The organism is Streptococcus mitis (assembly GCF_946190275.1).
GTDB lineage: Bacteria > Bacillota > Bacilli > Lactobacillales > Streptococcaceae > Streptococcus > Streptococcus mitis_DC.
Map to the genome: position 1 here is coordinate 82,425 of NZ_CAMHZQ010000003.1, position 12,393 is coordinate 94,817.

Consider the following 12,393-nt stretch of genomic DNA (forward strand, 5'->3'; position numbering starts at 1 on the left):
TTCTCACTTTCTACAATAACTTCTTCTGTTCAAGATTTTTTCTAGTTGAGCTTGGTTCAGCTTGACCAAACTGTTCTGCTAGGCGCTGACTCCAGCTTGTGGTTGCACGCGCTCCAGCATAGTCCGCCTGTACACGGTCATAAGCTTAGATTGCCTCAGTTGACTGTTCTTGGTATTCTTCCTCAAACACCACTTGATTCAATGGCAAGCGAGGTTTGACTTCATGTTCTTCATTTGGTATTCCTAGTGCCATCCCAAAGACAGGATAGGTGTAGTCAGGCAGGTTAAAGAGCTCTGCCACCTCTTCTGACTTGTAACGCACCAAGCCAATAATGACACCACCATAGCCCAAGCTTTCAGCTGCCAGCAGGGCATTTTGACCAGCAAGAGCCGCATCGACCGAACTAATCAAGAGACTTTCTACACCTTGAGGTTGGAAGTTATCCGTATGGAGTCGTGCTCCCTTTTCTGCACGGTTCAAATCTCCGACAAAGAGAAGGAAAACAGCAGACTGGCGAATAGCTTCTTGAGGCACCAATTCATACAAGGCATCTTTCTTTTCTTGACTGCGGACTACAATCACAGAGTAAGATTGGAAATTCTTCCAAGACGAGGCCATTTGGGCCGCTGTCAGGATTTCAGTCAAGTCTTCCTGAGGAAGGGCTTGCTCCTTAAATCTTCGAACAGACTTATGAGCTTTCATCAGTTTAATCGTTTCTGTCATCGACGGTTCACTCCTTCTAAACGAGTCTCCTCAGCCAAATAACGGATGCGTTCCATGACTCGTCTGGCTTCCCAGGTTTCGTCATTTCCATGTTTCCCTTTAGCGAAATGCTGCTCCAATTCTTCAAAGTTGAAGTTGGAGGTGAAAAAGGTCGGTAAATTTTCCTGCATCCGATATTGGAGAATGACTTGTAGGATTTCATCCCGCACCCAAGCTGTTGATTGCTCGGCACCAATATCATCCAAAATCAGGACTTCAGACAGCCTAAGCTCGTCCACCAAGGTCTTAACATTGCCATCACCGATAGCATTTTTGACATCAATGACAAAGCTAGGATAGTGGAGGAGAGTGGATGAAACACCACGTTTTTCTGATAAATCATGGGCTAAGGCAGCCACCATGAAGCTTTTACCCACACCAAAGTCTCCATATAAGTAAAGACCTTTTCGAATAGCTGGATATTGCTCCACAAAGGCTAATAGCTTTTCAAAAACTGGCAAGCGACCTAAATCATCCATGTCAACTTGAGCCAAACTAGCTTTCTTGAGACTGGCTGGCAGATTGATTAACTTGAGACGATTCTTAATAGCCGCTTCTTTTTCCGCTGCGATTAGTTCAGGAGTTTCTTCATAAGAAACATCCGCATAGCCGTGGTTCATGACCAAAATAGGCTTGTAACCTTTGGCAATATAATCTGTATCACCACGGAGAAACTTGTCACGCTCGGTGATGTACTGATTAAACTTGGAGATACTGCGATTTAATTCCTCTGGAGTCAAGGATTCTTGCTGGATAAAGGCCGCAACATCAGAGTCCTTCATGATTTTCTGGACCAAATCTTGATAATGAAAACGGCTAGGTTGACGTTTGAGTACGTCTCCGACACTTTCCATCTAATCTCCTCCTTTTTCTAATCGAGCTAATAGTTCTTGTTTCTTACGTTCTAGTTCCAGACGAGTTTCCTCGCTGGTTTCATTCTTATAATCTGGATTGCTCCACTTGGGTACATTGGACTTGGTAGGACTCGGTTTACTAGTCTTTTGAGCCTGGCTCTTCTGCCCTCGCTCACGGATCCGAAGAACTGCCTCTTCTGCCGAATGAATCTTTTGATAGGCATAGTCATTGGCTACCTTCATGGCATATTTTTCATTAATATTTGCCGAATCTACCTTATTAAAGGTTAACAAGAGAATGATATTGATGACTTCGTCCAGCAAGCCCAAGCCAGCCATCTGTTGCAAGAGTTCTCTTTCTGTTTGGGTAATGGTCCCCTTGCGTGTTTGCTTGATTTCTGCCAAGAACTGCAGGGCAGTTTTGCTTTTGGCTTCTTTGATAATGGTCGTTTCCTTAGGACTAAAGTCAGAGGAAACAGGTTTTTGAGCAATTTTTTCACGCATGCGTTTGGTTGAAATAACCTGGGAAACAGCTGTTGACTTGGCCAATTGATATGTTTCAAACCAAGTCCATTTCTTCTCCTCGGCAATGGCAAAGAGGTTTAAGACATCGGACTGCTCATCCGCAAAACGAAGCCCATCTCGAGCCATGAGCTGACGAAAATGGTCCAAGTCAAAATCGTTGGCCACTTTCTTCTTGAGACCAAGGTCTTCTTGACTTCCCAGCTCTGCCAAATCTGGAAAGACTTGATTGAGGGAGACAGGTATTTCGTCTCCATCAGCACTTTCAACTTTCAAATCCTCCACCGCTGCATCGCCAATTTTTTTCTCCAAAAGTCTACGATAAACAGGATGTTCCAAGAACTCCTGACTCGAAAGAGGAGCATGAATGGCTAGCTGATAGACATCCCCTTTTTGATAGAGGGTCAAGAGATTGAAAGCAGATAGTATTTTCAAGGATTTTATCAGTCTATCCATCCCGAAGTTGAGATGGTTGAGAATGCTTGAAAAGAGGTATTCCTTTCTACCATTATCCCAAAAACTGATCATATAAAGATAAAGGCTCAGTGCCTCCTGACCGATAATCGGGAGGTAGCACTGTACCAGAGATGAGGTATCTTGCGACACCCGATTATTCTTTAGATAAGAAAAACGGTCAATTGGCTTCATTTATCTTTCCTTTTTCTTTTTAGAGGACTGAGTGATTTGTTGGAGTAAGCTCTCTAGCTCACTGACATCCTTAAAACTACGATAGACACTGGCAAAACGTACATAGGTAATCTCATCCAACTCAGCCAACTCCTCCATGACGAGTGAACCAATGTCCTCACTTTGAATTTCATTTTCATTTCGACCACGGAGTTTCTGTTCGATACGATTGACTACCATGTTGATTTCATCACTTGACACAGGACGTTTCTGGGCTGAGCGGATAATCCCATTAAAGATTTTATCTCTGGAGAATTGTTCCCGCGTGCCATCTTTTTTAACAACCACTAAGGTTCTTTCTTCTACCCGTTCGTAGGTTGTAAAACGGTGCTGGCATTCGTCGCACTCACGTCTTCTACGAATAGTGTTCCCTTCTTCTGCTTGGCGACTATCGATAACACTTGACTTGGTAGCCCCACATTTTGGACAACGCATCCTTTCCCTCCTTATCGTTTTCTTTTCATTATACCATTTTTTAAGCGATTCCCAAAACAATTCTTCTTTTTGCTTGACAAGTTTTTTGTTTTGTTGTACTATTTAATTAAGACAAAAGGATAAAAGAAAGGAGACCAAGATGTCCTGGACATTTGACAACAAAAAACCCATCTATTTACATATTATGGAGAAAATCAAGCTTCAGATTGTTTCCCATACACTGGAACCCAATCAACAACTTCCAACCGTGCGAGAGCTGGCTAGCGAGGCGGGTGTCAATCCCAACACCATCCAAAGAGCCTTATCAGACCTTGAACGAGAAGGATTTGTCTACAGCAAGCGCACAACTGGACGATTTGTGACTGAAGATAAGGAGCTGATCGCCCAATCGCGCAAACAATTATCAGAAGAAGAATTGGAACACTTCGTTTCCTCCATGACCCATTTTGGCTATGAAAAAGAAGAACTACCAGGCGTAGTCGGCGATTATATTAAAGGAGTTTAAGCCTATGTCATTACTAGCATTTGAAAATGTATCCAAATCTTATGGAGCAACCCCAGCTCTTGAAAATGTTTCCCTTGACATCCCAGCTGGAAAAATTGTTGGTCTCCTTGGGCCAAACGGCTCAGGAAAAACAACCCTGATTAAACTAATCAATGGCCTCTTACAACCAGATCAAGGACGTGTCCTCATCAACGACATGGACCCAAGTCCAGCAACCAAGGCCATCGTAGCTTATTTGCCAGATACGACCTATCTCAATGAACAAATGAAGGTCAAAGAAGCCCTAACCTACTTCAAGACCTTCTATAAAGATTTCAATCTTGAACGCGCCCATCATCTGCTTGCAGACCTCGGCATTGATGAAAATAGTCGTCTCAAGAAATTATCAAAAGGGAATAAGGAAAAGGTACAACTGATTTTGGTTATGAGCCGTGATGCTCGTCTCTACGTTCTGGACGAACCCATTGGTGGAGTGGATCCAGCAGCCCGTGAGTATATCCTCAATACCATTATCAATAACTACTCACCAACTTCTACCGTTTTGATTTCTACCCACTTGATTTCTGATATCGAGCCAATCTTGGATGAAATTGTCTTCCTCAAAGACGGAAAAGTCGTCCGTCAAGGAAATGTAGATGATATTCGCTATGAGTCAGGTGAATCCATTGACCAACTCTTCCGTCAGGAATTTAAGGCCTAAGCAAAGGAGATTATTATGTTTTGGAATTTAGTTCGCTACGAATTTAAAAATGTTAACAAGTGGTATTTAGCCCTCTACGCAGCCGTGCTAGTCCTTTCTATCCTCATAGGAATGCAAGGCCACTACTATAATTATATATCTTTCAAAGATAGCAAACCTTTCCTATTTATCTTTCTAGCTCTCGTCTTTGGCGGCTTGATAATTACACTGGGGATTTCAACTCTTTTCTTGATTATCAAACGCTTCAAAGGAAGTGTCTATGACCGCCAAGGCTATCTGACTTTGACCCTTCCAGTATCCGAACACCATATCATCACAGCCAAACTAATCGGTGCCTTTATCTGGTCGTTGATTAGCACTGCTGTCCTAGCTCTAAGCGCTGTTATTATTGTGGCCATAACGGTTCCAGAATGGATTCCTCTTTCTTATGTGATTACATTTGTAGAAACACATCTCCCTCAGATCTTTCTTACAGGTATATCCTTCCTACTAAATACCATTTCAGGAATCCTCTGCATCTACCTGGCTATTTCCATTGGACAGCTTTTCAATGAATACCGTACAGCACTCGCTGTTGCAGCCTACATTGGTATCCAAATCGTCATTGGATTTATTGAACTTTCCTTCAATCTTAGTTCTAATTTCTATGTCAATTCACTTGTAGGACTTAATGACCATTTCTATATGGGAGCAGGTATAGCCATTGTTGAAGAACTCATATTCATAGCTATCTTTTACCTCGGAACCTACTATATTTTGAGAAACAAGGTTAATTTGCAATAATTTTAAAATCAAAAAGGATAACATCTCATCACAGAGAGACTATCCTTTTTGATTTTATCTCATTTTCTGTCTAACTTTATTTAAAAAACAAATCCTTTTAAATCTGATTTAAAGGTCCTGTTTAATTTCTCTATTGTGACACTATCATTATATTCCTTACATATTCTCATAGCTTTGGAACATTCTTTTTTGCCTAACTCTACTTGATTCGTTTTTATGAGATAAATACCTTTTAAAAAAAGCAAATAAGTCTTTTCAAAATAATATCCTTGTCTGGTCAGTAAATTTTCTAAATCATCTATAAAAAATTGAGCGCTATCTAACAAATTATTTTTTAATAATAATTCTAAATTAAATAAATATAAAGGAATTACTCTATGCGTTCCCATATCTGTTTTTAAAAAATGTCGTGTTTTCTTGATTACCGCTCTATATAGTAAGCTTATGGTTTTAGTGTTCATAAAAAACACCGAATTATAGAAAATTTTCAGTTCATACTCCATCCAATTATCTACAGAAAGCAAATACTTGATTAGCTCATTACATTTAGAAGTATTGTAAGGAAGGTTTGCAAGGCGATTAATCTGTTGTTCAGCAATCGATTTTATGTGACAATTGCATAAACTTTTTTCCTGCTTTTGTTTTAGTTCTATTTTCTTTATTAGTTCTTGTAACAAAATGATATCTGAAGAGTTTACAGCATGTTCTAATTCTTCAAAAAAGCATTCTTTTTTAGAATAATAGCAATGAACTAATTCTTCAAATTCCGAAAATGATATCCCCAGGCGATTTAACAACATGTAAAAATGATCAATAGATAATTTTGTAATCCCATTTTCGAAACGAGAAATAGTTGACTCACTAATCTTATCACAAGCCAAATCTTTAAGACGAAAATTTTTTGAAATACGAATATCCTTTAAAACTGCTCCAAAATTTTCCATAGTATTCCTCTTCCATTTCTGCAAAAAATAAAACCTGTTTTTTTATTTGTGATATGATTATGATTATACAAAAATAAAACAGAAAGGACAATATGATTATGAAAAATTTTTCTTATCATCGGTTGCTTCACTGAGCCTAGTGACAACACTACCAGTAAATATCCAGTTTCTGCTCAAGAATCTATTTCTCCCAAGGCTTATAGTCACTCTAATGGCAGTTGGATTCAATCAAAAGGTCGTTGGTGGTATAAAACAGGTGAAACATCAACGAGAGCAGTACCTATTGAAGATGTTAATACTATGTAAAAGGTTTTTAGTAACTAAAACTTTAGCGAAGTTGTTCATTTCCCTGATAAAACAAAAGCTGAGATTATTGCAAATATGCAAGAGCTTTTCAAATCTTCTATCAAAAACGATGTGAACCACCTCTACTTGTCATGGAGAAAAAAAACTGTACGATATCTATTAGTAGCGATAAAACGGTATTTACAGGTTGGGATCCACTTCAAAATAAAATTATTTCGCCTATGGCAGACACCAATACTAACGGAAAAATCACTTTAGAGGAACTGTATCAATACTCTTATCCTCTAGTACTTGAAGATGCATCAAAAATTCACGAAGAGCAACATGTATCAATTTATCCAGAAAACAGTCAATTTGTTTTATTTCAAAAATAAGGAGTTAAGAAAATGAAAGTATCAAAAAAAATCACATTATTTGGTTTGTCTTTAGCTGGTCTAGCCTTACTGGTTTTCCCTCATTCAGGAAAGGCCTTCGAGCTTGAAGAAGAGTGGGTTATTAAGGGTGATGTTTGGTATCAAGATGGCAAAATTCTCCGATTTAATAATGGCAATGAAGTAGATATCAAAGTATTGGATTTGCCAAAAACTGAGAAAATCGAGTGGACGGTTAGTCTCAATGGTCAAGATCAGACAGTCAATTTCCTAGGTCAAGAAAAGGACAAGTCTATGGTCGGTACAGAGGGGCGTTACCTGAATTTCTATGTTCCTTATGGCTATAGAGGAGATATCAAGGTAGAAGCCAAGAGCGGAAATGAAGTAAAGACCTGGTCCACTAAAGTAGTAGATGATGTATATCATGACGGTGGAAAGAGTGGTTACTTCCGTATTGACGAATCAAATGATCAACACACCTACCTTGATGCAAAATGGGACTATCAAACTAAGACCTACACTGCTACCTTACCAGAGACTCTCAATGGTCAAAAAGTATTTGCTTGGGAAGACGACTATGTAGAATTGAAACTTCAAAAACCAGGAGTTATCAGTCATTCCTACAGAGGGGGAGGAGCCTTCAAAATACTTTATCCGATTCTAAAAGCAGAAAGTTGGCTAAAAAAGAATTACAGTGAAAGCTGGTACTATCAAAAACAAGGGCAATTAGTTAAAAATGCTTGGGTTAAGGACAAGGGAACTTGGTACTTTATGAATGATAAAGGAGTCATGTTCAATCAAACTTGGCTCTATCAAGGTGGCAACTGGTATGCCTTTAAATCATCAGGAGCTATGATTGCTAGCGATTGGCTATATGATAATCACTCTTGGTATTACCTAAAAGATTCAGGTGCTATGGCGACAGGTTGGATCAAAGATAGTGGATCTTGGTATTATCTAAACAACTCAGGTGCTATGGCAACAGGCTGGGTAAAAGATAGCGGATCTTGGTATTACCTTGCTTCATCAGGTAAGATGCTTCACAATACCTACACACCAGATGGCTACTATGTAGATGCCAGTGGCGCTTGGAAATAATCTAAAGTACACATTTTATTCCATCAGCTATTAGTGTACCTGCTCAGACTAAATGTTATCAGAGCTACAAGAAAAATCTAGATAATAATAATAATACAAAAAGCGAATCGAAACAACGAATTTTGTTTTGTTCGCTTTTTGTTTCAATCTGTGTCATTACGATATTTTCATTTAATTGTATATCCCCCAAAAGTTTACATTTTTATATGAAGTATTTAATAAAAAGGAGTATAATGACTTTAAAACTAATTACATGTATATCGATAAGGAGGGCAACTCTTTATGCTGAGAAGATTTGTTACTAAGAAGCACCTTGTACTTTACTTCTTTTCTATTGCCATTACTTGGCTGGAAGCAATTATCACGCCAGCCCTTGTTCAGAATATTGTTGCTAGTTTTACCAATCAAGAACTAGGCCTTCTTTGGAAAGTATTAATTCTAGGAATCCTTGGTAATCTTATCCTCTTACTAGGTTTGGCTGGGAAACGCTATTACTATGCCCGTTTAATTACTGACTTCAAATATGGAATCAAGAGTGCTATTTTCAAGCGATTTTTAAACAGTTATGAGATTGATGAAAAGGATATTTTGTCTGACCTAGAAAACGACGTCAAGCAACTAGAAGAAAGCTATATCGAACCAACGGTCATCATCATTTCTTCTCTTGGCTTCACAACTGTGTCCATTCTCTATGCCCTATGGACCAATTTTTACCTGGGCTTGATTTTCATCCTCTTCTACTCCTTTCCTGTACTCTGCAGTGCTATCGGATCAAAGCGATTGGATTCACTTTCTGAAAAGCGGTCAACTATTAACCAGAGCTACTTATCAAGCTTGACAAATTTTATTGGTGGCAGCCAACAAATTCGCCATTATCAGGGACAAGACTTCTTTTTTACTCGCTACCAAAAGCAATTACAAACCAGTCTAGATGCCGAAATCAACTATGAAAAACAACGCACTTTAAACAGTCTCTTTATCAATAGCATCGATGCCTTTTGCTCCGTCACACCAATCGTCATCGGTGGCTTTATGACCTACTATAATTATTTAGATGCGGCGAGTTTTGTGGCCATCTATCTGGTTTCCCACAATATTGGCTATCAATTCCAAGAGTTGGCTTACTTTACCAACACCCGAAAAGCGAATCGAACTCTTCTCAATAAATACCAAAAACTTTTGAACCAGTCTGACTTCATCTCGCCTAGAAGCATAAAAAATATTTTCCCTATCCAGCTTAACACCATCTCCCTAGAAAAAGATGGGAATATCCTCCTGTCTCCGATTTCCATGCACATCAAGCAAGGAGAAAAAATCGCCATTATCGGGGAAAGTGGCTCTGGTAAAACAACCCTACTCAATATCATTCATGGAGAAGAGACACCGACAAGTGGACAGATTAGCTTTGCTGGTCAAAACCTGTCACGTAAAGAAATCACAAGCTTTAGTTCCTATATCCTCCAAGATAGCCATTACTTTGACACGCTATCTCTGGACGACAATATCCTTCTAGGACTGGATAAAAATAAAGAGACTTTAAATCATATCCTCAAAAAAACAGGATTAGAACATTTGAAAAATCGAATCCTTAGCAATGACAGTCTATCTGGTGGCGAGAAACAACGCCTCGAAATCGCTCGTACCCTCTACCACGATAGCCAGCTTATCTTAGCAGATGAGATTAAGGCCAATCTTGACTTGGAAAATAGCAGAAAAATTAGCGACTTGCTCTTCTCCCTACCTCAAACAGTCATTGAAATCATTCACCACTACACGGAAGAAGACTTAAAACACTATGACCAAGTCATTCACTTAAGCAAAGAAAAGTAGTACTCTATAACATACGATTAAAAAAAGCAAGGAACTCAAATTCCTTGCTTTTTATACTCAATGAAAATCAAAGAGCAAACTAGGCAACTAGTCGCAGGTTGCTCAAAGCACTGCTTTGAGGTTGTAAATAGAACTGACGAAGTCAGTAACCATACCTACGGCAAGGCGACGTTGACGCGGTTTGAATTTAATTTTCGAAGAGTATTAACTCAATATCAAACTGGCTACAATGGGGCTTACAAAGACATAGAGAATACCGGTAACACCGATAGCCAAGCCACCCATGGCTCCTGCTACAGAGCCGTATCGAAAGGCAGTTCCTGTTCCGACCGCGTGACCTGTTCCTCCGAGAGAAAGTCCGACTGCTACTGGGTCGTCAATTTTCAACCATTTCAAAAGGGTTGGGCCAATCACACTGGTTAAAATCCCAGTTGCCACTACGACAACCAAGGTCACAGTCGTCAAGCCCTGCAATTTTTCTGTGATTCCCACTGCCATGGCGGTTGTCACTGACTTGGGAAAGAGAGAAATGGCTAGGAAAAAGTCCATGCCAAAGATTTTAGCCACAAGGGCTGTGAAAGAGGTATTGACCACTACAGCTAACAAACTACCAAAGAGAATACTGCGAGCATGGTGCTTCATCAAGTGAAAACTCTTATAAAGCGGAATACCTAGAGCCACGGTCGATGGGACAATCAAATTATTCAGATAAACCCCACCTTGGTAGTAATCTTGGTAAGAAATCCCCGTCACCTTTAGAAAGATAATAATGAAAACAGCTGACAAAAGCAAGGGCGTTGTCAAAGGATGGGGAAAACGTCTATAAATCAGCATTCCCACTAAATAAGCTAAGATAGACAGGGCTAGCCCAAACAGGGGATTGGAAACAAATTCACTCATTTGGCATCTCCTTTCTCATAATCTCCCTCAAACCGTCGCTTGATGAACTGAACCACCAAGGCAATAAGGATAATATTGATAACAGCCGCAAAAAAAACAATCAAAACGATAGGCAAAAGATAGGGAGCAATCACATCAAACTTTTCCATAATTCCCACTGCTGGTGGCAAAAAGAGAATGGTCATATTGGCTAGCAAGAAATTCCCAACCATGTTGACATGTCTGGTTCTCAGCCACTTGAATTGTAGGGCTAGAAAGAGAATAATCAAACCGATAATACTGCCTGGGACGGGCAAATGAAAGAAACTGGAAATCCCCTCTCCGATTAGAGAAATCACAAAGAGAATCATTAATTGAACATATAATTTCATCCTAAACTCCACGAAATAGACTTCTTGCATACCAGTTTACTCTTTTTTCAGAAAATTTCAAGGAAATACACAAGAGTTGATGAAAGTTTGAGAAGAAAGGGGATACAGGCAATTACAGACTAGTGAAAACAGGCGTGATATAGGATAAAAGATTTTAGCGTCCTTCTTGCCAGCCTTCTTGAAAAGTAGTATAATTATTGCATGCGCAATCATCTTGTGATGTAGAAACTGTCCGTGGATGGACTTTCTTCTATTTATGACTCTAAAAAGAAAGGAGATACTATGACCTATTTGGAAAAATGGTTTGACTTCAATCGTCGGCAAAAAGAAATTGAAGGTCTCTTGGAAGAGACCATTGCCCAGCAGAGCGAACAAAGTCTGACCTTGAAAGAGTTTTACCTGCTCTACTATCTGGACTTGGCTCAAGAAAAGTCTCTACGCCAGATTGACCTGCCAGATAAACTTCATCTGAGTCCGAGCGCTGTTTCTCGGATGGTGGCTCGCTTGGAAGCTAAAAATTGCGGTCTACTCAGTCGCAGGTGTTGCGATCAAGATAGGCGCTCTAGCTTTATCTGCCTGACAAATGATGGGCAAAAGACACTAGCCTCGCTACAAAAGGCTGTCGAAGAAAGCTTGGAAACTGGTTTGGATTTCTTGATTTAAGATGATTTTAGAAAAAAGTTGCGTGCGCAATCATTTTTCTTGACATTCTCTTTTACAAGGAGTAAAATAAAGTCATCATTAAACAAAGGAGTTTTTAAAATGATTGAAATTACCTATCTAGATGCCAGCAAGAACGAAAAAACTGTGACTTTCGAGTCTTATGAAGATTTTGATCGTTCACAACAAGCTTGCCTTATCGGCGTCGCAGACTACTACCCTGTCCAAAAATTAACTTACAACGGTCATGATTTGGACTACCATGGGACTTACGGAGATGTCTTCTTCTATCTCATGAAACAAGATTTAAGCCAATATAACTAAAAAAGGAGAAATACAATGGCAAAAGCAATTACAGATGCAACATTCGAACAAGAAACAAAAGACGGTTTGGTCTTGGTAGACTTCTGGGCAACTTGGTGTGGTCCATGTCGTATGCAAGGTCCAATCTTGGACAAATTGTCTGAAGAACTTTCAGAAGATGTCTTGAAAATCGTTAAAATGGACGTTGATGAAAATCCAAATACAGCTCGTGCTTTTGGAATCATGTCTATCCCAACTCTTCTCTTCAAAAAAGACGGTCAAGTAGTCAAACAAGTTGCTGGTGTTCACACAGCAGAACAAATCAAGGCCATCGTTGCTGAATTGAGCTAATCAAACGAGA

At 39.4% G+C, this 12,393-nt stretch carries 15 protein-coding genes and 1 pseudogene; 9 read left to right on the forward strand and 7 right to left on the reverse strand.

The features are described 5' to 3' along the window. Positions 1-10: 10 nt before the first annotated feature. From N8M20_RS02765 to nrdR, 4 genes and pseudogenes are all read right to left on the reverse strand, one after another. Positions 11-724 (reverse strand): annotated as a pseudogene (locus N8M20_RS02765) (NADPH-dependent oxidoreductase). Beyond that, positions 721-1,617, reverse strand: coding sequence for a primosomal protein DnaI (gene dnaI, locus N8M20_RS02770; protein ID WP_261078993.1), 897 nt, complete (start codon positions 1,615-1,617; stop codon positions 721-723). Before dnaI ends, N8M20_RS02765 begins: the two are co-directional and overlap by 4 nt. Further along, a complete protein-coding gene (locus tag N8M20_RS02775; RefSeq protein ID WP_261078994.1) occupies positions 1,618-2,787 on the reverse strand; it encodes a DnaD domain protein in 1,170 nt (389 codons plus the stop codon). Next, on the reverse strand, positions 2,788-3,261 hold the full coding sequence (gene nrdR / locus N8M20_RS02780; protein WP_001203672.1) for a transcriptional regulator NrdR: 474 nt from the start codon (positions 3,259-3,261) through the stop codon (positions 2,788-2,790). Positions 3,262-3,400: 139 nt separating this feature from the next. Here nrdR and N8M20_RS02785 point away from each other — a divergent pair, with 139 nt between their 5' ends. Genes N8M20_RS02785 through N8M20_RS02795 form a run of 3 tightly spaced genes read left to right on the forward strand, consistent with a single transcriptional unit; the run spans position 3,401 to position 5,249 of the window. Beyond that, complete coding sequence (locus N8M20_RS02785; protein ID WP_261078995.1) at positions 3,401-3,766, forward strand: GntR family transcriptional regulator; 366 nt, start codon at positions 3,401-3,403, stop codon at positions 3,764-3,766. A 4-nt stretch (positions 3,767-3,770) separates the two neighbouring features. Then, positions 3,771-4,466: an ABC transporter ATP-binding protein gene (locus tag N8M20_RS02790; RefSeq protein WP_000054197.1), complete on the forward strand. Its 696-nt coding sequence runs from the start codon at positions 3,771-3,773 to the stop codon at positions 4,464-4,466. A gap of 15 nt (positions 4,467-4,481) precedes the next feature. Then, on the forward strand, positions 4,482-5,249 hold the full coding sequence (locus N8M20_RS02795; RefSeq protein ID WP_261044987.1) for a hypothetical protein: 768 nt from the start codon (positions 4,482-4,484) through the stop codon (positions 5,247-5,249). 80 nt (positions 5,250-5,329) lie between these two features. On the opposite strand, the gene N8M20_RS02800 is transcribed toward N8M20_RS02795, so the two are convergent. Beyond that, a complete protein-coding gene (locus N8M20_RS02800; RefSeq protein ID WP_261078996.1) occupies positions 5,330-6,193 on the reverse strand; it encodes a helix-turn-helix domain-containing protein in 864 nt (287 codons plus the stop codon). Positions 6,194-6,630: 437 nt separating this feature from the next. Between N8M20_RS02800 and N8M20_RS02805 the strand changes: the two genes are divergently transcribed. The 3 genes from N8M20_RS02805 (at position 6,631) to gggC (ending at position 9,798) form a co-directional block, all read left to right on the forward strand. Next, positions 6,631-6,873: a hypothetical protein gene (locus N8M20_RS02805; RefSeq protein WP_261078997.1), complete on the forward strand. Its 243-nt coding sequence runs from the start codon at positions 6,631-6,633 to the stop codon at positions 6,871-6,873. Between the two features lie 12 nt (positions 6,874-6,885). Continuing rightward, positions 6,886-7,968, forward strand: coding sequence for an N-acetylmuramoyl-L-alanine amidase family protein (locus N8M20_RS02810; RefSeq protein ID WP_261078999.1), 1,083 nt, complete (start codon positions 6,886-6,888; stop codon positions 7,966-7,968). A gap of 282 nt (positions 7,969-8,250) precedes the next feature. After that, complete coding sequence (gene gggC / locus N8M20_RS02815; protein WP_261079001.1) at positions 8,251-9,798, forward strand: streptosactin export ABC transporter GggC; 1,548 nt, start codon at positions 8,251-8,253, stop codon at positions 9,796-9,798. Positions 9,799-10,002: 204 nt separating this feature from the next. On the opposite strand, the gene N8M20_RS02820 is transcribed toward gggC, so the two are convergent. After that, positions 10,003-10,698: an LrgB family protein gene (locus N8M20_RS02820; RefSeq protein ID WP_001288952.1), complete on the reverse strand. Its 696-nt coding sequence runs from the start codon at positions 10,696-10,698 to the stop codon at positions 10,003-10,005. Beyond that, positions 10,695-11,069: a CidA/LrgA family protein gene (locus N8M20_RS02825; RefSeq protein ID WP_261079002.1), complete on the reverse strand. Its 375-nt coding sequence runs from the start codon at positions 11,067-11,069 to the stop codon at positions 10,695-10,697. The genes N8M20_RS02820 and N8M20_RS02825 overlap by 4 nt, the downstream gene beginning before the upstream one ends. 282 nt (positions 11,070-11,351) lie before the next feature. Between N8M20_RS02825 and N8M20_RS02830 the strand changes: the two genes are divergently transcribed. The 3 genes from N8M20_RS02830 to trxA all read left to right on the forward strand — a co-directional run bounded on the left by N8M20_RS02830 (position 11,352) and on the right by trxA (position 12,383). After that, entirely contained in the window at positions 11,352-11,732 is a 381-nt protein-coding gene (locus tag N8M20_RS02830; protein WP_261079003.1) for a MarR family winged helix-turn-helix transcriptional regulator, read from the forward strand. Between the two features lie 99 nt (positions 11,733-11,831). Beyond that, positions 11,832-12,053: a DUF4649 family protein gene (locus N8M20_RS02835; protein WP_261079004.1), complete on the forward strand. Its 222-nt coding sequence runs from the start codon at positions 11,832-11,834 to the stop codon at positions 12,051-12,053. A gap of 15 nt (positions 12,054-12,068) precedes the next feature. After that, positions 12,069-12,383 (forward strand): thioredoxin, encoded by a 315-nt coding sequence (trxA, locus tag N8M20_RS02840; protein ID WP_001029581.1) that lies wholly within the window; start codon positions 12,069-12,071, stop codon positions 12,381-12,383. Positions 12,384-12,393 lie beyond the last annotated feature (10 nt).